The organism is Bacillus cereus group sp. MG16 (assembly GCF_040459875.1).
Classification (GTDB): Bacteria; Bacillota; Bacilli; order Bacillales; family Bacillaceae_G; genus Bacillus_A; species Bacillus_A paranthracis.
In genome coordinates this window covers 3685151-3705574 of sequence record NZ_JARVHE010000001.1, presented here as the reverse complement: position 1 = coordinate 3705574, position 20424 = coordinate 3685151, and the positions used below count along the sequence as shown (strand labels likewise).

The window sequence follows — 20424 nt, the reverse complement described above, 5'->3', positions numbered from 1 at the left end:
CCGCCCCCTCAACTTCGCAGAAAAATCCGTTTTTGCATATTTTTTTAAGGGGGTGTAATCATGGCTGGAAGAAATAAACAACCACTCTCTGTTATACAGGGAAAAGGTAGATCAAATCACATTACAAAAAGTGAGAAAAACAGACGAGAAAAACAAGAAGAAGCATTACGAGGGCATACTGATAAAATTGAAGCTCCTTCTTATTTGACCGCAGCACAAAAAAAGGAATTCGATGCTTTAGCTGCTGAATTAGTCAGATTGAAAATTTTCAGTAACTTAGATGTAGACAGTTTGGCAAGGTACGTTGATTCTAAAGACCAGTATATAAAAATGGTTCGTCTGCTAAGAAAAACAAAAGCTTCAGATGACTTTAAATTGTATTCTCAAATGCAAAGAAGTAAAAATCTTTTATTTAATGAATGCCGTTCTTCAGCTAGTGATTTGGGTTTGACCATTACATCCCGCTTAAAATTAGTTATTCCAGAAGCAGATACTTCACAACAAAAGCAAAGTGAAGCGCAAAAACGTTTTGGTGATCGTATATGAACTGGATAATGGAACGGGTTTTTGCATATTGCGAGGATATTTTAAGTGGCAAAATAAATAGTTGTAAAAAACATCGTTGGGCCATCGAACGATTTATAAGGGATTATGAGGAGTGTCAAAGTGAAGACAGTCCTTTTTATTTTGATGGAGAGATAGCGGAGGATTTTTACTGGTTTGCAAAGGAATTTAAGCATGTTGAAGGGATTTTGGCAGGTGAATCCGTAGAATTAACTGATTTTCAATTGTTTCTAGCGGCTAATATATTCGGATTCAAAAAGAAAATAAATGGAGCTAGGCGATTTAGAAAGGCTTTTATTCAGTTAGCGCGTAAAAATGCTAAATCTCAGTTTCTTGCTATTGTAGCAGCTTTTTGTACATTTCTTGGAGATGAAAAACAACGTGCTTATATTGCCGGATGGACAAGAGACCAATCATCTGAAGTTTATGAAGCTGTAAAAACAGGGATTAGTTCTAGTGAATTGTTAGAAGGGAAATGGAAAGAAGCTTATAGTACCATTGAAATATTTAAGAATGGTTCAGTGGTAGTCCCACTTTCAAAAGAAGCTAGAAAAACTGGTGATGGTAAAAACCCGTCTCTTGGAATTGTCGATGAATATCATGCACATGAAACTGATGAAATTTATGACGTTTTATCGTCTGGTATGGTGGCAAGGAAAGAGCCGTTAATGTTTATCATAACAACAGCTGGTTTCGACTTATCAAGACCTTGTTATAGAGAGTATGAGTATGTCAGTGACATCTTAGACCCGTCAAAAAATGTAGAAAATGATGATTATTTCGTTATGATCTGTGAATTGGAAAAGAACGATGATATCAAAGATGAGTCGAATTGGATAAAAGCAAACCCAATCGTAGCTACATATGAAGAAGGTTTGGAAGGTATACGTTCAGATTTGAAAGTTGCTCTTGATAGACCTGAAAAGATGAGGGCCTTTTTAACCAAAAACATGAATATTTGGGTCGATAAAAAGGACAACGGATACATGGATATGTCAAAATGGCAAAAATGTGAAGTAGATAACCTTGATTTTTCAGGTGCAACTCTTTGGATAGGTGGCGACTTATCAATGACAACGGATTTAACCAGTGTCGGTTGGGTTGGAATGGACGATGAAGGTGATTTTATTGTTGGACAACATTCATTTATGCCTGAAGCACGTTTGAAAGAAAAGATGGCTATAGATAAGGTGCGTTATGATTTATGGGCCGAACAAGGATATTTGACTTTAACGCCCGGTGAAATGGTTGATTATACAATTGTTGAGTCTTGGATAGAAAACTTTTCAAAAGACAAAGAAATTCAAGAGTTTGATTACGATAAATGGAATGCGTTACATCTAGCGCAAAATTTAGAGAATAAAGGGTTCGTTTGTGTAGAAATCCCTCAAAGGATTGCTAATTTATCCATTCCAACTAAAACTTTTCGAGAAAAAGTATACGAAAAGAAAGTTAAACATAATGGAGATCCAGTCCTTTTTTGGGCACTTAATAATGCTGTTGTTAAAATGGATGATCAGGAAAACATTATGATTTCGAAAAAAATAAGTAAAAATCGTATTGATCCAGCAGCAGCGGTATTAAATGCGTTTGCTAGGGCTATGTATGGAGCGAGTGTTAGGTTTGACGTATCTGAATTTGCCAATAAAGACTTTCTAGGCAAGTTATGGAACTAGGGAGGGGGTGAACATGTGAAGATAGTGGATTCTGTTAAAAAGTTCTTTAATTTTGAAAAACGCCAAACGTCGCAGGTAATAGAGTTGAATAAAGACGATGAAAAATTATTAGAATGGCTAGGGATTTCTCCAAGTACTATTAGCGTTAAAGGAAAAAATGCTTTAAAAGTTGCTACAGTCTTTGCTTGTATCAAAATACTATCTGAATCCGTATCAAAGTTACCATTGAAAATTTATCAGGAAGATGAATATGGAATCCAACGCGGTACAAAGCATTATCTCAACAATTTACTGAGACTAAGGCCTAACCCGTATATGTCCAGCATGAACTTTTTCGGATCATTAGAAGCGCAAAAAAATTTATATGGCAATAGCTACGCTAACATAGAGTTTGATAGAAAAGGTAAAGTCCAAGCGTTATGGCCGATAGATGCTTCTAAAGTGACAGTATACATTGATGACGTTGGTTTATTAAATTCCAAAACTAAAATGTGGTATGTAGTAAATACGGGTGGACAACAAAGAGTGTTAAAGCCAGAAGAGATACTGCACTTTAAAAACGGAATAACTCTTGATGGTCTTGTCGGTGTTCCTACAATGGAATATTTAAAGTCTACATTAGAAAATTCAGCTTCAGCTGATAAATTCATAAATAACTTTTACAAACAAGGGTTACAGGTAAAGGGATTAGTTCAATATGTCGGTGATTTAAATGAAGATGCGAAAAAGGTTTTCCGAGAAAATTTCGAATCAATGTCTAGCGGTCTTCAAAATAGCCATCGTATTGCATTAATGCCAGTAGGATATCAATTTCAACCTATTTCATTAAATATGTCAGATGCTCAATTTCTCGAAAATACCGAACTTACTATTAGGCAAATCGCTACTGCATTCGGAATTAAAATGCATCAATTAAACGATTTGAGTAAAGCGACTTTAAATAATATTGAGCAGCAGCAACAACAATTCTATACCGATACATTACAAGCGACTTTAACAATGTATGAGCAAGAAATGACGTATAAGCTATTTTTAGACAGTGAGTTGGATAAGGGGTTTTATTCAAAATTCAATGTAGACGCTATTTTAAGAGCGGATATCAAAACGAGATATGAAGCTTACAGAACGGGTATTCAAGGCGGTTTCCTTAAACCTAACGAAGCTAGAAGTAAAGAAGATTTACCACCAGAAGCTGGTGGGGACCGTTTACTTGTTAATGGAAATATGTTGCCGATTGATATGGCTGGACAGGCATATTTGAAGGGAGGTGATACTAATGGAGAAGTCAGCAAAGAAGAAAATGAAGGAAATTAGAGCTTTGCCAATGACTATTGAAGTCCGTGAAGTTAATGAGGACGAGGGAAAACGAACAATTTCGGGATCGATAAAATATAACAATGAAAGTGCCGAAATGCGTGACTGGTGGGGCGATACTTTCGTAGAAGAGATTGCTGAGGGAGCTTTTGATGAAAGTTTAAAAGTTCGTGATGTTGTAGGTTTATGGTCTCACGACACATCTCAAGTATTAGGAAATACTAAAAGTAAAACTTTACGAATCGAAAATGACAAGAAAGAATTACGATTTGAATTAGATATTCCTAATACAACTGTTGGGAATGACGCATGGGAATTAATTAAGCGTGGAGATGTTGATGGAGTTTCTTTTGGGATGAAGGTTACAAAAGACAAATGGTCATCGGAAGAACGTGAAAATGGAAAGCTTTATAAGCGTTCAATTTTAAATGCTGAACTATATGAAATATCACCGGTTGCATTTCCTGCATATCCAACGAATGAAGTAAGTGTACGTTCATTGGATGATTTTAAAGCTGGAGAAAAGCGAGTAGCTGATGAGTTTAGGAAAAGAAAACTACAAATCGAACTAGAGCTTATATAAGGCTCTTTTTTTATTGATAAATTTAAGGAGTGATTTGAATGTCAAAAGAATTACGTGAATTATTAGCTAAGTTAGAAGGGAAAAAGGAAGAAGTGCGCTCTCTTATGGGAGAAGATAAAGTGGCAGAAGCAGAACAAATGATGGAAGAAGTGCGATCACTTCAGAAAAAAATTGATTTACAACGCTCATTAGATGAAGCAGAAACGGAAGAACGAAATAATGGAAGAGAAGTTGAAACACGTAATGTAGATGGTGAAATGGAATACCGCGATGTGTTTATGAAAGCATTACGTAATAAACCATTAAATGCTGAAGAGCGTGAATTTCTTGAGGATGATTTAGAACAACGTGCCATGTCAGGATTAACTGGGGAAGATGGAGGACTTGTCATCCCTCAAGATATTCAAACACAAATCAATGAATTAGCTCGTTCATTTGATGCACTTGAGCAATATGTAACTGTTGAACCAGTGCGTACACGTTCAGGGTCACGAGTATTAGAGAAAAACTCAGATATGATTCCGTTTGCTGAAATCACTGAAATGGGTGAAATTCCAGAAACCGATAATCCGAAATTCTCAAATGTACAATATGCAGTGAAGGACAGAGCAGGTATTTTACCGTTATCTCGTTCATTACTTCAAGATAGTGATCAAAACATCCTAAAGTATGTGACTAAATGGCTAGGTAAGAAATCTAAAGTTACACGTAATGTGTTAATCTTGGGCGTAATTGAAAAGTTAACAAAACAAGCAATCAAATCTCTGGATGATATTAAAGATGTATTAAATGTTAAATTAGACCCAGCGATTTCCCCAAATGCGATTTTACTTACAAACCAAGATGGATTTAATTATTTAGACAAATTAAAAGATAAAGACGGAAAATATATTTTACAGTCAGACCCAACGCAAAAAAACAAAAAACTATTTGCTGGTACTAATCCAGTCGTTGTCGTTTCGAATCGTTTCTTAAAATCAAAGGGAACTACAGCTAAAAAAGCGCCACTTATTATTGGTGATTTAAAAGAAGCTATTGTTTTATTTAAACGTGAAGATATGGAACTGGCTTCTACAGATGTAGGTGGTAAAGCATTCACTCGTAATACATTAGATTTACGCGCAATTCAACGTGATGATGTGCAAATGTGGGATAATGAAGCAGCAGTTTACGGAGAAATCGATTTAAGCGCTCCTGTTGAACAACCTCAAGGGTAAACTAAGGAGGCATTTGAATGCTTGTTACCTTAGAAGAAGCTAAAGAATGGATCCGAGTGGACGGAGACGATGACCCAACTATCACTATGTTAATTAAAGCGGCTGAATTATATATTTACAAAGCAACTGGCAAAACATTTACTCAAACAAATGAAGATGCTAAGTTGCTTTGTTTATTTCTGGTGGCTGATTGGTACGAAAATCGACTACTTGTAGGTGAAAAAGCCAGTGAAAAAATCAGAACCATTGTTCAGAGTATGATATTACAGCTCCAATATGCTTCAGAGCCTCAGGAGGAAAGAAAATGAATCCTGCAAAATTAGATAAACGGCTTACATTTCAAGTAAAAGATGAAAATGCAAAAGGGCCTGACGGTGATCCGATAGATGGATATAAAGATGCTTTTACCGTATGGGGCTCTTTTGTTTATTTAAAGGGAAGGAAATACTTTGAGGCAGCAGCTGCTAATAGTGAGGTTCAAGGAGAAACAGAAATCAGAAATCGGGATGATGTAAGTGCAGATATGAAAATTAAGTACAAAAACGTGATTTATGATATTGTTTCTGTCATTCCGACTCAAGGTCATACTTTATTAATCATGTGGAAACGTGGTGAAATGAATGGCTGATGGTATAGATTTAGATTTACTAGGATTTGATCGTTTAGTTACTGAATTAGACCAAATGGGGTTACGTGGAGAGAAAATTGAAGATAAAGCTCTTGCAGCTGGTGGTGAACCTATTCGTAAAGCCATTGCAGAACGAGCGCCAAGAAGCCCAAGCCCCAAAAAACGATCTAAAAGTGAGCCGTGGCGTACAGGGCAACATGGTGCAGACCAGATAAAAGTAACAAAGGCTAAACTTGAAGGTGGAATAAAAACAGTAAAAATAGGTCTTAATAAAGCGGATCGTTCCCCGTGGTTCTATTTAAAGTTCCATGAATGGGGTACATCCAAAATGCCAGCACATCCATTTATAGAGCCGGGTTTTAATGCTTCAAAAGCGGAAGCTGTACGTGCTATGACAGATATTTTAAAGAACGAAATGAGGTTGAATTTGTGATAAATTTAAGACCTGATATTTTACAAGCTCTTGAGAATGATCAAGAGCTTATTTCATTGTTGGGTGGAAAACGAATTTATTACCGTAAAGCAAAGAAGGCAGAAGAGTTTCCGCGAGTTACGTATTTTGAATTAGACAATAGGCCAGATGGATTTGCAGATAATCAAGAGAGTGAAAGTGAAATCTTGTTTCAAGTTGATGTTTGGGCAAAGAGTAGTACAACAGCAATCCATCAAAAAGTCAATGAAATCATGAAAAGAATTGGTTTCTCACGCTATGCGGTTGCTGATTTATATGAAGAGGATACAAAAATATTTCATTATGCGATGAGATTCGCAAAAGGAGTGGAATTATAAATGGCTGGAGAAGTTGTAAGAATTAGTTCAACGGTTGGTGTAGACAACCTTGTATATGCGAAAGTTTTACAAGATGATTCATCTGCTATTAAATATACAGATGTAAAGAAAATGGAAGGTGCTGTAAAGGTTAAATTAACTAAAAAAGTAGCATCTGAGGTTATGTGGAGCGATAACAGAAAATCAGAGATTGCAGAATCGGATGGCGAAACTGAAGTGGAGATTGAGGTTCGAGGACTTTCACTTTCTACAAAGGCTGACATTGAAGGGTTTCCAGAAGTAAAGGATGGCGTTTTAGATGAGAAACGTGAAGGTGAGAAACCATATTTAGCTATTGGTTTCCGATTCTTAAAAGCTAATGATAAGTATCGATATGTTTGGTTATTAAAAGGGAAACTTTCACAAGAGGAAGAAGAAGCTGAAACGAAAAAAGACAAACCGAACTTCCAAACAACAAAATTGAAAGGTTCCTTTATTGAACGTGATTTTGATGATAGAACGAAATTTACAGCAGATGAAGATGAACCAACGTTCACAAAATTAGTTGGAGATAATTGGTTTAATAAAGTATATGAAAAACCAGTGACACAACCACCAGCAGGAAAGTAAGAGGGAGCAAAAGCTCTCTCTTTTTTATTAAATTTAGGAGGGAAAAACTATGAAATTAACATTAATGATTAATAAAGAAAAACAAACTTTTAATATGCCAGAATTTATTCCAGCCCGCCTTATTCGTCAGGCTCCTGAACTTGCTGAAATTCCAAACAATCCTGGTCCAGAAGATATGGATAAAATGGTTCAATTCGTAGTGAAAGTTTATGATGGTCAGTTTACATTAGATCAGTATTGGGATGGTGTTGATGCCCGTAAATTCTTATCGACAACTTCAGATGTAATTAACGCAATTATAAATGAAACAGTAGAAGCAGCAGGGGGTAGTACTGGATCAGGAGAAGAAAAAAACCCAAACGCATAGAGGGAGGAGGGCTAACGTTCAGTGAGTTTATGGACGAACTCTACCTCTCTTTATTGCGACAAGGGTACAAACACCATCACATTGATAATGAGATGGATATTTGGCATTATTTGAGACTTAATCGAAAAATGCATGAAAACGGAAATGAAAATTACGAAGGCTCCAATTCAAATGAAATAGAAGTGCCAGCGGAAAACATTATTTAACGAGGGAGGTGAGACTATGGCGAATGAAATAAATAATCTAGTCGTTAGACTTTCCCTTGATAACGTAAATTTCAGACAAGGCATCTCAAATTCAGGTCGTGCAGTTAGGACGTTACAGAATGAGTTGAAATCTGTAAGTACAGGAATGGGCGGTTTTGCTAACGCTAGTCAGCAAACACAAGCAAAATTAAATACGCTCACCAGACTTATTGAAGCTCAAAAAGAAAAAGTTAAGGCATTGCGTCAAGCTTATGATCAGAATAAAGCTAAATTAGGAGAAAATGATGCTGCAACTCAGCGGTACGCTGCACAAGTTAATAAAGCTGTTGCAGATTTAAATAGATTCGAGAATGAACTTAAACAAGTGAATCGTCAAGCACAACAAACAGCACTGGATAAATTAAATAATTCATTGAAATCTTTACAAGCTGAATTCCAAGCGGTTACAACAGGGATGCATGGGTACACCAATGCAACTGAACAGACGCGAGCGAAAATTGATGTTCTATCTCGGATGATAGATAAGCAAAAGGAGAAAATTAGGGAGCTTCAGTCAGCTTACAATCGCGCTAAAACCGAAGAAGGAGAAGCGAGTCAGTCAGCGCAACGTTACGCAGAACAAATTCATAGAGCCACTGCTGAATTAAATCGATTTGAACAAGGATTACGTCAGTCAAACCATGCACTCGAACAACAAGGGAATCGATTACTAAATTTCGGGAATCGTATGGAAACGCTGGGTAATCATTTGCAAAACGCAGGAAGTCAAATCGGTATTGTTTTTGGTGGAATGACGTATGCAATAGGGCGTGGTTTAAAGGCGGCAATTACAGAATCAATGAACTTTGAACAACAAATGGCAAATGTTAAGGCTGTATCTGGTTCTACTGGGGAAGAGATGAAGAAATTAAGTGAATTAGCTGTCCACATGGGAGAAACAACGAAATACTCCAGTGTTCAAGCTGGTCAAGGGATTGAAGAATTAATTAAAGCTGGTGTTAGTTTAACGGATATTATTAATGGTGGATTAGAGGGAGCTCTTAATTTAGCGACAGCCGGTGAATTAGAGTTAGGGGAAGCGGCAGAGATTGCTTCTACTGCTCTAAATGCATTTAAAGCTGATCATCTTTCAGTTGCGGATGCAGCCAATATTCTATCGGGGGCGGCAAACGCATCGGCAACAGATGTACGTGAATTAAAATATGGTCTTGCTGCTTCTTCAGCAGTAGCGGCAGGAGCAGGGATGACGTTTAAAGATACAGCTACGACTCTGGCAGTGTTTGCTCAAAATGGTCTAAAGGGATCAGATGCAGGAACGTCTTTAAAAACAATGCTAATGCGTTTAAATCCTTCAACAAAAGAAGCATATAACAAAATGAGAGATTTAGGACTTATTACTTATAATGCACAGGCTGGTTTTGATTTCTTAGTTAAAAACGGTATTCAACCAGCTTCTAGAAATGTAGGGGATATAGAAGTAGCTTTAGAACAATATGTAATGAAAACAGAAGGTGTAACGAAATGGAATGATAAATGTGATACAACATTTCGTGAATTAGCAACAAGTTCAGCTTTCTTATCATCAAAATTCTACGATCAACAAGGGCATATTCAAAGTCTAGAAAATATTTCAGGGACACTTCATGAATCAATGAAAGATTTGACAGATCAGCAACGAAGCATGGCTTTAGAAACATTATTTGGTTCGGATGCCGTACGTGGTGCGACTATTCTCTTTAAAGAAGGAGCAAAAGGTGTTAATGAGATGTGGGATTCCATGTCTAAAGTTACGGCAGCTGATGTTGCGGCAACTAAAATTGACACTTTAAAGGGACGACTTACATTATTAGACTCGGCGTTTTCTACAATGAAAAAGACCATTGGTGATGCTCTTGCACCTGTAGTAAGCGCTTTTGTTGCCGGCTTACAAAAACTTGTTGATGGATTCAACTCTTTACCTGCTCCTGTACAAAAAGCAATAGCAATTACAGGTGGTATTGTTCTTGCTTTAACAGCGGTAGCCGCTGCAATCGGTGTAGTTTTAGCGGCAGTTGGAATGGTTATGTCAGGGATTGGAGCGCTAGCAACATCATTAGGAATTGCTGGTGGCGCTGCGGGTCTTGCTGGTGCTGCGGTTGGATTTTTAGGAAGTGCATTAGGAGTGCTTCTTGGGCCTGTTGGTTTAATAGCAGCCGCTCTTATCGGGACTGGAGTTGTTGCATATAAAGCATATCAAAAAGCAACAGAAGACAGTATCGCTTCAGTAGATCGTTTTGCTACAAATACAGAAGGGAAAGTAAGCTCCTCAACAAAGAAGGTTCTTGGTGAGTATTTCAAGCTGTCCGATGGTATTAGACAAAAGTTAACTGAGATTAGATTGAATCATGAAGTAATAACAGAAGAACAGTCGCAGAAGTTGATTGGTCAATATGACAAATTAGCTAATACAATCATTGAAAAAACCAACGCAAGACAGCAAAAAGAAATTGAAGGACTTAAAAAGTTCTTTGCTGATTCATATGTATTAACCGCTGAAGAAGAGAATAAGCGAATCGAACAGTTAAATCAGCACTATGAACAAGAAAAGCTAAAAACACAAGAAAAAGAAAATAAAATTAAAGAAATTCTACAGACAGCCGCTAGGGAAAATAGAGAATTAACAGCATCCGAGCGGATCTCGTTACAAGCATTACAGGATGAAATGGATAGAGTTGCTGTCGAACATATGTCTAAAAATCAAATGGAGCAAAAGGTTATTCTTGAAAATATGCGTGTGCAGGCTAGTGAAATTTCAGCTAGACAGGCAGCAGAAGTTGTAGAGAATAGCGCAAAAGCAAGAGACAAAGTTATTGAGGATGCGAAAAAGACCCGTGATGAAAAAATTGCAGAGGCAATTCGTCAGCGTGATGAAAATAAAACAATTACTGCTGATGAAGCGAATGCAATCATTGCAGAGGCAAAACGTCAGTATGATAGTACAGTTTCTACGGCTAGAGATAAGCATAAAGAAATTGTGAGTGAGGCAAAAGCACAAGCTGGTGAACATGCTAATCAGGTAGATTGGGAAACTGGCCAAGTAAAATCGAAATATCAAGTTATGAAAGATGATGTTATTCGAAAAATGAAAGAAATGTGGTCGGATGTTACCAACAAATATGAAGATATGAAAAACTCTGCAAGCAACAAAGTAGAGGAGATAAAAAATACAGTTTCAAGAAAATTTGAAGAGCAGAAAAAAGCTGTTACTGATAAGATGTCAGAAATAAAAAGTAGTATTGAAGATAAGTGGAATACAGTCGAAAAGTTTTTCAGTTCTATAAATTTACGTTCTATCGGTAAATCAATCATAGAAGGGCTTGGCAAGGGAATAGATGACGCTTCAGGAGGTCTGTTTAGTAAGGCTGCGGAAATTGCAAGTGATATTAAGAAGACTATTTCTGGAGCACTAGAGATTAACAGTCCATCTAAAGTGATGATTCCAGTTGGTAGCGCGGTTCCAGAAGGTGTTGGAGTTGGTATAGATAAAGGGAAACGGTTTGTTGTGGATGCAGCAAAAAATGTAGTCGGAACCGTTAAGAAACAGATGGGGAATATGCCATCTGTTTTTGATTTTGGATTCCAAACGAATCAATATAGTATCCCACAAAATACATTTAGCGATTTCAGCAGATATACGCAACCGCAATTATCTTACAACAATCCATCTATGGCAAAAACAATATTCCCCAATAGACCAGCTGGAGAACAAGAACTGAATTTAACCGTAAACATGACTAATGTTTTAGATGGAAAAGAGCTTGCAAACGGAAGTTACACCTATACTACAAAGCTTCAAGATCGTGAACAAAAAAGAAGAGCGGAATTTTAAGGATGGTGAGCACGTTGGGGAAACGTAGTTTTACTTTTAATAATATTAGAAAAGATTATATTCAAATGCTAGTTGGAAGAAAACGTCCTTCATGGGCTCCAGTAAAAAGAAGATTAGTGAGAGTCCCTCATCGCGCAGGGGCTCTTTTACTTAATACAGAAACGGAGGAACGTCGTATTGACGTTCCTCTTGTTATTAAAGCGAAAAAAGATATGGCAGATTTACAAAAGTTAAAAGAAGATTTAGCGGATTGGTTATATACAGAGCAACCTGCTGAACTTATTTTTGATGATGAGTTAGACAGGACTTATTTAGCATTAATTGATGGTTCTGTCGATTTGGACGAAATAGTCAATAGAGGTAGAGGTGTTATTACTTTTGTTTGTCCAATGCCGTATAAATTAGGGAAAATCAATACCCACAAATTTACGCAAGAGTGGTCTACGGAAACAACTTCTTATTTTACTAATAAAGGAAGTGTAGAAGCTCCAGCATTAATTGAAATGACAGTGAAAAAACCAAGTACCTTTTTAGATGTATGGTTTGGGGAGTATCCGCATAATCGTGATTATTTCAGAATAGGCTCCCCTCTGACTGTGGAAGAAACCACGGTACAAGAACGAGAAAGAGTCATGTGGGATGAAATGGCTACTCCTATAGGATGGACACCTGTTACTGGACAATTCGAGGAAATGAAAGGGACAGGTAGTTTTAAATCAAGAAATGGCCATGCGCTATATTGTGAAGATTACGGAAAAGAGACAGGATTCTACGGTGCCATAGCCAAGAAGAATATTCCGGGCGGCCCATTACAAGACTTTGAAATGGAGGCATGGGTGACTTTAAAGTCCAAAAACATAGGTGAAATGGGACGTGTTGAAGTTCTTCTTTTAGATGAGACGAGTAATGTGGTATCCCGCATCAATATGAATGATCTATATGCGACTGCTGAAATTACAAGGGCACATATGACAATTGGAAATAGCGGAACACCCAATAGTTTTCGAAAATTAGTTGATACAAGTGGATTCTATTCGACTACATTTAACCAATTCCGAGGACGTTTACGTATTGCTAGGCGGGGTAAAGTGTGGTCTGTATATGTGGCTAAGTTTATAGATGGTACAGAAAAAGATGGTGCTTCACTTGTAGAACGTTGGATTGATGAAACAGGAAATCCGATGACAGAACGTAAAATTGCACAAGTTATGATTGCGATTTGTAAGTGGGATAATCATCAACCTATTAACGAAATACAAATTGATGATTTAAAGATTTGGAAGGTAAACAAAGTTCCATCTAACGCACAACCATATATCTTTGATACTGGAGATAAAATTGTTATTGATACTGAGAAAAGTCTTGTCACAATCAACGGAAAGAATGCAATCAATATAAAAGAAATCTTTAGTAATTTCCCTGTCGTAATACGTGGTGAAAATCGTATCGATATAATGCCACCTGATGTAAATGCAACAATCAGTTATAGGGAGAGATATAGATGAGAACACCAAGCGGGATTTTACATGTTGTGGATTTTAAAACGGATCAAATCGTCGCAGCTATCCAGCCAGAGGACTATTGGGATGACAAACGGCATTGGGAACTAAAAAATAATGTTGACATGTTGGATTTCACCGCTTTTGATGGAACAGACCATGCAGTTACGTTACAACAACAGAATCTTGTTTTAAAAGAGGTTCGCGATGGAAGAATCGTACCATATGTTATTACAGAGACTGAAAAAAATTCGGATAAACGATCTATTACCACATATGCTTCAGGAGCTTGGATTCAAATTGCTAAATCAGGGATTATAAAACCACAACGGATAGAGAGTAAGACGGTCAACGAATTTATGGATTTAGCACTCTTAGGTATGAAGTGGCAGCGTGGAGTTACTGAATATGCTGGATTTCATACAATGACCATCGATGAATATATGGACCCACTCACTTTTTTAAAGAAGATTGCATCTTTATTTAAACTGGAAATTCGATATCGTGTTGAGATTAAAGGTTCAAGAATCATCGGTTGGTATGTAGATATGATTCAAAAACGTGGGCATGATACAGGCAAAGAAATAGAATTAGGAAAAGATTTAGTCGGTGTTACGCGTATTGAACATACACGTAATATTTGCACTGCTTTAGTTGGATTTGTAAAAGGTGAAGGTGACAAGGTAATCACTATTGAAAGCATTAATAAAGGTCTACCCTATATCGTAGATGCAGATGCATTTCAAAGATGGAACGAACACGGACAACATAAATTCGGTTTTTATACACCAGAAACAGAAGAATTAGACATGACCCCAAAACGTTTACTGACGCTTATGGAAATAGAATTGAAAAAGCGTGTCAATTCCTCAATCTCTTATGAAGTGGAAGCACAATCGATTGGTCGTATTTTCGGACTAGAACACGAATTAATTAATGAAGGCGACACGATCAAAATTAAAGATACAGGGTTTACACCAGAATTATATCTTGAAGCGCGAGTAATAGCTGGAGATGAATCTTTTACAGACCCAACACAAGATAAATATGAATTCGGAGATTATCGTGAGATTGTTAATCAAAATGAGGAATTAAGAAAAATTTACAATCGTATTCTTAGTTCGCTTGGCAATAAACAAGAAATGATAGACCAGCTAGATAAACTAGTTAACGAAGCTAACGAAACTGCTAGTAATGCAAAGAAGGAGTCAGAAGCAGCAAAAGCACTAGCTGAAAAAGTACAAGAGAATATTAAAAATAATACCGTTGAAATTATAGAATCCAAGAATCCACCGACAACAGGATTGAAACCTTTTAAAACGCTTTGGCGTGATATTAGTAATGGAAAGCCCGGTATTTTAAAAATATGGACAGGTACAGCGTGGGAATCGGTTGTACCCGATGTTGAATCGGTTAAACAAGAAACACTTGAGCAGGTTCATAAAGATATTGAGTCTACAAAAACAGAGTTAAATCAAAAGGTTCAAGACGCGCAAAATCAAGCTACAGGACAATTCAATGAAGTACAGGAAGGTTTACAAGGTGTCAGCCGTACAATTTCTAATATCGAAAATAAACAAGGTGAAATCGATAAGAAAGTAACTAAGTTTGAACAAGATTCAAGTGGGTTTAAAACTTCTATCGAAACGTTAACGAAAAAAAATGGTGAGATTACTAATAAATTAAATACAGTCGAACAAACTGTAGAAGGTACAAAAAAGACTATTTCTGATGTGCAGCAAACAACAAGTGAACTAAAGAAAACAACTACTGAAATAGAAGAGAAGGCTGGAAAAATCACCGAAAAGCTTACTAGTTTAGAGACAAGAGAAGTTAAAGTTCGAAACTATGCAATTAACTCGGATTTTTCGAATGATAAAAATGGATGGAACGGAATCACAAATGCGGTTACTACTAAAATTGTCGATGTTACAGTACCAAATGTTCCAGAAATCAAGAAAGGTCTGCAATTAACAAGCAATGGCGCTTTTGTCACTCAGATTTTACAAACAGAACCTTTTATAAATAAAAAAGGGGTAGCTTCCTGCTATGTGGATGTAAAAACGGTAACTTCTACATCCGAGTATCCACGTTTGTACATGCGGTTTACTTATGATCAAAACGGAAAAGATCAGAACTATTATGCTATTATTCCACAACAAGAGGTAACGAATGGTTGGAAACGGATTTCAGTTAAATTTGATACGACTAAATATACAGGTACTTTGAAAGAAGTCCGTGTAAATATAGCAACCGCTAATACAACAACTGTAGATGCAACGTTTACAGGAATAATGGTTACATTCGGTGACTTACTTGAACCTTGGAATCTCGCTCCAGAAGATGGGGTAACGCAAGGGGCTTTTCAATCTAAAACAACCGAGATTGAAAAAAGTGTGGACGGTGTAAAAACTACTGTATCTAAGGTGCAGGATAGTCAAGTTGGATTCGAAAAGCGTATGTCTACTGTGGAGCAAACTGCAAATGGATTATCTTCCACAGTGAGTGATTTAAACAATGTAGTATCAGATCAAGGAAAGAAACTTACTGAAGCTAATACAAAACTTGAACAGCAAGCAACGGCAATCAATGCAAAAGTTGAACTTAAACAAGTAGAGGATTATGTTGCTGGGTTTAAGATCCCTGAGTTGAAGCAAACAGTCAATCAGAATAAACAAGATTTATTAGATGAATTAGCCAACAAGCTTGCAACTGAGCAATTTAATCAAAAAATGACTTTGATTGATAATCGCTTTTCTATCAATGAACAGGGTATCAATGCTTCTGCTAAAAAGATAGAGGTATATACAAAAGAGCAAGCAAATGGGCAATTTGCCACATCATCTTATGTAAGAGATATGGAAACCCGTCTTCAGTTAACTGAAAAGGGCGTTAGCATATCTGTAAAAGAAAATGATGTAATCGCAGCCATTAACATGAGTAAAGAAAACATTAAGTTAAATGCTGCACGAATAGATTTAGTTGGTAAAGTTAATGCGGAGTGGATTAAAGCTGGATTGCTGAGCGGTTGCCAAATTAGAACATCAAATACGGATAACTATGTTAGTTTAGATGATCAATTTGTACGTCTCTATGAAAGAGGAGTTGCTAGAGCATTTCTGGGGCATTACAGAAGATCAGATGGTGCAGTACAACCGACTTTCATCTTAGGTTCAGATGAAAAAACTAACGCTCCAGAAGGTACTTTGTTTATGTCTCAAGCAGGTGCAGGATGGTCAGGGGCTTATGCGAGCATTGGTATTAGCAATGGCATAGTTGATGGTGCAGTCCAAAAGTCTGTGTATTGGGAGTTGCAAAGAAACGGACTAAGTGTTCTAAACGCTAATGATTACCATGTTTTTTATGCTGGAAATGGAAGTTGGTATTTCAGAAGAGGGAAACCGGGGTTGTATCAAACTTCGTTAGTCGTTGAAGATAATAGTACAGATTCTGATTTAAGATTACCTAATGTAACTATACGTAATAGCCGTGCAGCAGGATATACAGGAGTTATTCAATTGAAATCCCCTGTTACTCAAAATGGCTGGGGTGCTGTTCAAGGGAATTTTATGACTCCTTCATTACGGGAGTATAAATCTAATATCCGTGATATTCCTTTTTCCGCCTTAGAAAAAATTAGAAGTCTTAAAATTAGACAATTTAATTATAAGAATGCTGTAAACGAACTATACCGGATGAGAGAAGAGAAAAGTCCCAATGATCCACCATTGACAACAGAAGATATTAAAACATACTACGGTTTAATCGTAGATGAATGTGATGAAATGTTTGTGGATGAAAGTGGGAAAGGAATTCATTTGTACTCATACGCATCCATTGGAATTAAAGGTTTACAAGAAGTTGATGCAACAGTACAGGAACAGGAGGAAGAAATAGCAAATCTAAAATCACAAATAGCTAGTCAAGAAGATCGGATAGCCCGATTAGAAGAATTATTACTACAAAAATTAATAAATGAGAAACCAGAGCAGCCATAAGCTGGTCTTTTTTTATTGCCTAAAAAGGGGTGGTTAAGGTGGAAGGGTTACAAGAAGTAAGAAGTGATGTCCAAGAAATAAAGCAAGATATCAAGGATATTCGTCTGGAAATCAAGAGCTTAGAAATTCGAACGACAGGTAACGAAAAAGACATTATTAATATCAATAAACAATTAGACAAAATCAGTGCCAATACAACTTGGATTTTACGTTTAATTGTTGGGGGAATTATTGGAGCTGTTCTCACCCTCTTATTGAAAGGAGGTGGTATGTAATGGTTAGTTTTGCTGTAATAATTGGTGTTGTTGTTGGGTTATCGCAGATTGTAAAAACAATGGGATTACAAACAAAATATGTTCCGTTATTGAATTTAACGCTTGGCATTGTGCTAGGCGTTTTATTTTTGGGTGGGAACATCAAATCAAATGTATTTCAAGGGATCATCATTGGACTGTCAGCAAGTGGATTATTTGACCACACAAAAATTATAAAAAAGGATGCTGATGTAAAATGAAAAAAACGTTAAAACACATTTCTTCTGTAGTCTTTGCAGCTATTTTAGCGTTATCCATTACAACAAGTGCTGTTGCTGACAGAGTATTGATTATTCCTGATTTGCCGAAGCAAGGATATAGAAATGGGGTAGGAGCTTATGAAGGTGTAGTGGCGCATAGTACAGCGACTCCAGAAGCTCCAGCAATCAATATCCAACGTTATGAAACGCGTACTTGGAGAAGTGCATTTGTACATTATGCAGTTGACTGGGATGAAGTTATTCAAATTGCAGATACACGTTATATTGCGTATGGTGCTGGACCAGCTGCTAACGCACGTTTTGTACACGTTGAACTTTGTGAGACTTCAGATTATAGCAAGTTTAAGCGAAGCTATGACAAGTATGTAAAATTACTAGCAAAAATTTTACGTGATCGTGGACTTTCAGTAGAAAAAGGATTATGGACACATGATGACGTAAGGAAATATCTTGGTGGAACAACTCACACGGATCCACTGGATTATCTAAAAAAACATGGTATATCTGAAGCTCAATTCCGAGCAGATGTAAAACGTGCTTATAATAACACGGGTATTTCTATTCCTGAACAACCTTCTAAACCAGCGGAAAAACCAACAACCAATGTAGAAGGTGTAGCTTATATTGAAGGATATAATGTAAATCTACGCAAAGGCCCAGATGCAAGCTATTCTGTTATTCGTCAATTAAATAAACCAGAGGCTTATAAGGTTTGGGGAGAAAAGGACGGATGGCTAAATTTAGGTTGGGATCAGTGGGTAAAATATAATCCATCGTATATCCGATTTGAAAAGAAAGAAGCTGTAAGTTCAGTTGCTGGAAAACGTGTAGTGTCGAAAGTGAATAATCTCAGATTTTATAGCGCTCCATCGTGGGAAGATAAGTATGTTGCAGGTACTGTAGATGTGGGATTAGGCTTTACAATTGATGCGACGATAATGGTAAATGGTTCTCCACAATATAAAGTACACAATAGTAAAGGCACAACATACTATATTACAGCAAGTGAAGCCTACGTGTATGTGAAGTAAGATGAAAGAGGGATTCCTATATCTGTGGAATCCCTCTTTTTTTATTGTAAATAAATTCAAAGTGCATCTGTACTTATTTCTTTCAATATCTCTTTAGCAGTTTCAACATCAGCAAACATTGGCGCGAAATTTAACCTTCCGGGATTTTTCGTGAAATATCCTGCCAATTGTTTTAACTTGGATTTTACATCTTCGTATGGTAAATGTTTTTCAACATCGTAAAACTCTATTTCACCAAAACGCGCTTTGTAATATGATAATTTTTTTATTTCCATGTCTGTGTATTTAAAACCCAAATCATTTGATATTGTCGCTTTTGCTAAATCATTTAATAAATAGTAGCCAATCATTTGTAAATTATCTTTTTGTTTCAGGGATTTGTCTTTTGTTGTTTTAAAGTCATAAAGAACACCATCGATGTATATGTCTGCATCTGCACCACTAACTAAAAGTGAAGATACCCCAAAACTAGGATTAAATATTACGTTACTCTTTTCGTTAATAATCTCTGGAATCATGAATTTCTCTTCAAACAATTTTAACAAATTATCTAATTCGTTAATTACTTCGTCTGGGCTATTTTCGATGATAAAATAGTTACGATCGATATTTTCTTTATTAATCCTAGCCCGAAATACTTGATCTAATTTAGCTAGCTTTACAGATATTTCGTATAAATCGGAAATTAACATTGAACCATCATTAATAAACACTAACACTTTTTCTATCCATGACTCTAAAATTTCATATGGAATATCAATATATTTGTTTAATTTTTCAAAGCCTTTATAAGCCACCAAATCTCTTATTGCAGTTTCGTCTTTTAAAAATTGAGCAATTCTAAATCGGGCTAAATAGTCAAAAGCTGTTCCGACTAAACTTGAATTATGTATTTTAGATAAATTATATGGTACATGCATGTTATACTCTTCAGAGAAAGGTAACTTTCCACTTAATGTATAGTAAGCTTCTTTCTTTGGCTCGACATGTAGAAGTATGTCTTTAAACTCTTTATCTTTTTTATTTTTAGCATCTAATTTACTAGTTAACGACACCTGATATCCCTCTCTCTTTAGTTCTTATAAAATTAAAATGAAAACACATTAAATTCTAACATATAAAACCAGTAATACGGTAATATTTGAATTTACAGCAAAAAACCACCATTTATTAGGTGGTTAATTTTATTTTTTCCATTCAACAAGGGTACGCTTATTACATCTATGACAAATAAAAGCTTCAGCTTTATGTACAACTGGTTGTTTTTTACTACAGTTAGGACATTTCACAAGTTGTTTCCCCATTGCTTTATACATGAAAATAACTGAGAAAAACGCTAATCCGATAGCAGGTAAAATTCCGATGATAGTAAAGAATAATGCTACTGAAACAAGCAGACCTAATATGCCAATTGAGAAGTATATAAATCTTTTTAATTGATTACCTGTAGAACTTTTCTTTTCTTGTAATTCTATAATGAAAGTTTCTCCATCTGTAGTCTTTCTTAATTCCACAAAATCCCCTCCATATATTAAATAAG

19 protein-coding genes are annotated in these 20424 nt (G+C 36.3%); 17 read left to right on the top strand and 2 right to left on the bottom strand.

Annotated elements, in window-relative coordinates; genetic code table 11:
• Positions 1-60 precede the first annotated feature (60 nt).
• The 17 genes from QCI73_RS19135 (at position 61) to QCI73_RS19055 (ending at position 18884) form a co-directional block, all read left to right on the top strand.
• Entirely contained in the window at positions 61-546 is a 486-nt protein-coding gene (locus QCI73_RS19135; protein WP_042513014.1) for a phage terminase small subunit P27 family, read from the top strand.
• Entirely contained in the window at positions 543-2240 is a 1698-nt protein-coding gene (locus QCI73_RS19130) for a terminase large subunit (protein WP_061129384.1), read from the top strand. The genes QCI73_RS19135 and QCI73_RS19130 overlap by 4 nt, the downstream gene beginning before the upstream one ends.
• Positions 2241-2255: 15 nt before the next feature.
• Positions 2256-3554, top strand: a complete 1299-nt coding sequence (locus tag QCI73_RS19125; protein ID WP_353823561.1) for a phage portal protein — start codon at positions 2256-2258, stop codon at positions 3552-3554.
• A complete protein-coding gene (locus QCI73_RS19120; protein ID WP_353823560.1) occupies positions 3517-4137 on the top strand; it encodes an HK97 family phage prohead protease in 621 nt (206 codons plus the stop codon). The genes QCI73_RS19125 and QCI73_RS19120 overlap by 38 nt, the downstream gene beginning before the upstream one ends.
• 38 nt (positions 4138-4175) lie before the next feature.
• Positions 4176-5354: a phage major capsid protein gene (locus tag QCI73_RS19115; RefSeq protein ID WP_001983024.1), complete on the top strand. Its 1179-nt coding sequence runs from the start codon at positions 4176-4178 to the stop codon at positions 5352-5354.
• A 17-nt stretch (positions 5355-5371) separates the two neighbouring features.
• On the top strand, positions 5372-5662 hold the full coding sequence (locus QCI73_RS19110; RefSeq protein ID WP_042513011.1) for a head-tail connector protein: 291 nt from the start codon (positions 5372-5374) through the stop codon (positions 5660-5662).
• Positions 5659-5982 (top strand): phage head closure protein, encoded by a 324-nt coding sequence (locus tag QCI73_RS19105; protein ID WP_098639024.1) that lies wholly within the window; start codon positions 5659-5661, stop codon positions 5980-5982. Before QCI73_RS19110 ends, QCI73_RS19105 begins: the two co-directional genes overlap by 4 nt.
• Entirely contained in the window at positions 5975-6415 is a 441-nt protein-coding gene (locus QCI73_RS19100; RefSeq protein ID WP_044798124.1) for an HK97-gp10 family putative phage morphogenesis protein, read from the top strand. Before QCI73_RS19105 ends, QCI73_RS19100 begins: the two co-directional genes overlap by 8 nt.
• Complete coding sequence (gene gp17, locus QCI73_RS19095) at positions 6412-6771, top strand: tail completion protein gp17 (protein WP_353823559.1); 360 nt, start codon at positions 6412-6414, stop codon at positions 6769-6771. Before QCI73_RS19100 ends, gp17 begins: the two co-directional genes overlap by 4 nt.
• The gene (locus QCI73_RS19090; RefSeq protein WP_001982989.1) at positions 6772-7380 is read left to right on the top strand and encodes a major tail protein; all 609 of its coding nucleotides are present in this window, start codon (positions 6772-6774) and stop codon (positions 7378-7380) included.
• A 49-nt stretch (positions 7381-7429) separates the two neighbouring features.
• Positions 7430-7747 carry a phage tail assembly chaperone G gene (gene gpG / locus QCI73_RS19085; protein WP_353823558.1) on the top strand — a complete coding sequence of 106 codons (318 nt, stop codon included), beginning with the start codon at positions 7430-7432 and terminating at the stop codon, positions 7745-7747.
• 222 nt (positions 7748-7969) lie between these two features.
• Complete coding sequence (locus QCI73_RS19080; protein WP_353823557.1) at positions 7970-11821, top strand: phage tail tape measure protein; 3852 nt, start codon at positions 7970-7972, stop codon at positions 11819-11821.
• 14 nt (positions 11822-11835) lie between these two features.
• Positions 11836-13326, top strand: coding sequence for a distal tail protein Dit (locus QCI73_RS19075; protein ID WP_353823556.1), 1491 nt, complete (start codon positions 11836-11838; stop codon positions 13324-13326).
• A complete protein-coding gene (locus QCI73_RS19070) occupies positions 13323-17318 on the top strand; it encodes a phage tail spike protein (protein ID WP_353823555.1) in 3996 nt (1331 codons plus the stop codon). Before QCI73_RS19075 ends, QCI73_RS19070 begins: the two co-directional genes overlap by 4 nt.
• A gap of 38 nt (positions 17319-17356) precedes the next feature.
• Positions 17357-17593: a hemolysin XhlA family protein gene (locus QCI73_RS19065; protein ID WP_061402506.1), complete on the top strand. Its 237-nt coding sequence runs from the start codon at positions 17357-17359 to the stop codon at positions 17591-17593.
• On the top strand, positions 17593-17832 hold the full coding sequence (locus QCI73_RS19060) for a holin (protein ID WP_353823554.1): 240 nt from the start codon (positions 17593-17595) through the stop codon (positions 17830-17832). The genes QCI73_RS19065 and QCI73_RS19060 overlap by 1 nt, the downstream gene beginning before the upstream one ends.
• Complete coding sequence (locus tag QCI73_RS19055) at positions 17829-18884, top strand: N-acetylmuramoyl-L-alanine amidase (RefSeq protein WP_353823553.1); 1056 nt, start codon at positions 17829-17831, stop codon at positions 18882-18884. Before QCI73_RS19060 ends, QCI73_RS19055 begins: the two co-directional genes overlap by 4 nt.
• A 56-nt stretch (positions 18885-18940) precedes the next feature.
• Here the strand turns inward: QCI73_RS19055 and QCI73_RS19050 are convergent, their stop codons facing one another.
• Entirely contained in the window at positions 18941-19939 is a 999-nt protein-coding gene (locus QCI73_RS19050) for a hypothetical protein (RefSeq protein ID WP_353823552.1), read from the bottom strand.
• Positions 19940-20068: 129 nt separating this feature from the next.
• Entirely contained in the window at positions 20069-20398 is a 330-nt protein-coding gene (locus QCI73_RS19045) for a hypothetical protein (protein ID WP_353823551.1), read from the bottom strand.
• Positions 20399-20424 lie beyond the last annotated feature (26 nt).

Excerpts from the sequence above, each read along its gene's own strand:
- QCI73_RS19105 (WP_098639024.1), top strand. The coding sequence starts at position 5,659 with ATGAATCCTGCAAAATTAGATAAACGGCTTACATTTCAAGTAAAAGAT.
- QCI73_RS19100 (WP_044798124.1), top strand. The coding sequence starts at position 5,975 with ATGGCTGATGGTATAGATTTAGATTTACTAGGATTTGATCGTTTAGTT.
- QCI73_RS19135 (WP_042513014.1), top strand. The coding sequence starts at position 61 with ATGGCTGGAAGAAATAAACAACCACTCTCTGTTATACAGGGAAAAGGT.
- QCI73_RS19060 (WP_353823554.1), top strand. The coding sequence starts at position 17,593 with ATGGTTAGTTTTGCTGTAATAATTGGTGTTGTTGTTGGGTTATCGCAG.
- QCI73_RS19090 (WP_001982989.1), top strand. The coding sequence starts at position 6,772 with ATGGCTGGAGAAGTTGTAAGAATTAGTTCAACGGTTGGTGTAGACAAC.
- QCI73_RS19110 (WP_042513011.1), top strand. The coding sequence starts at position 5,372 with ATGCTTGTTACCTTAGAAGAAGCTAAAGAATGGATCCGAGTGGACGGA.
- QCI73_RS19055 (WP_353823553.1), top strand. The coding sequence starts at position 17,829 with ATGAAAAAAACGTTAAAACACATTTCTTCTGTAGTCTTTGCAGCTATT.
- QCI73_RS19130 (WP_061129384.1), top strand. The coding sequence starts at position 543 with ATGAACTGGATAATGGAACGGGTTTTTGCATATTGCGAGGATATTTTA.
- QCI73_RS19115 (WP_001983024.1), top strand. The coding sequence starts at position 4,176 with ATGTCAAAAGAATTACGTGAATTATTAGCTAAGTTAGAAGGGAAAAAG.
- QCI73_RS19080 (WP_353823557.1), top strand. The coding sequence starts at position 7,970 with ATGGCGAATGAAATAAATAATCTAGTCGTTAGACTTTCCCTTGATAAC.
- QCI73_RS19070 (WP_353823555.1), top strand. The coding sequence starts at position 13,323 with ATGAGAACACCAAGCGGGATTTTACATGTTGTGGATTTTAAAACGGAT.
- QCI73_RS19120 (WP_353823560.1), top strand. The coding sequence starts at position 3,517 with ATGGAGAAGTCAGCAAAGAAGAAAATGAAGGAAATTAGAGCTTTGCCA.
- gpG (WP_353823558.1), top strand. The coding sequence starts at position 7,430 with ATGAAATTAACATTAATGATTAATAAAGAAAAACAAACTTTTAATATG.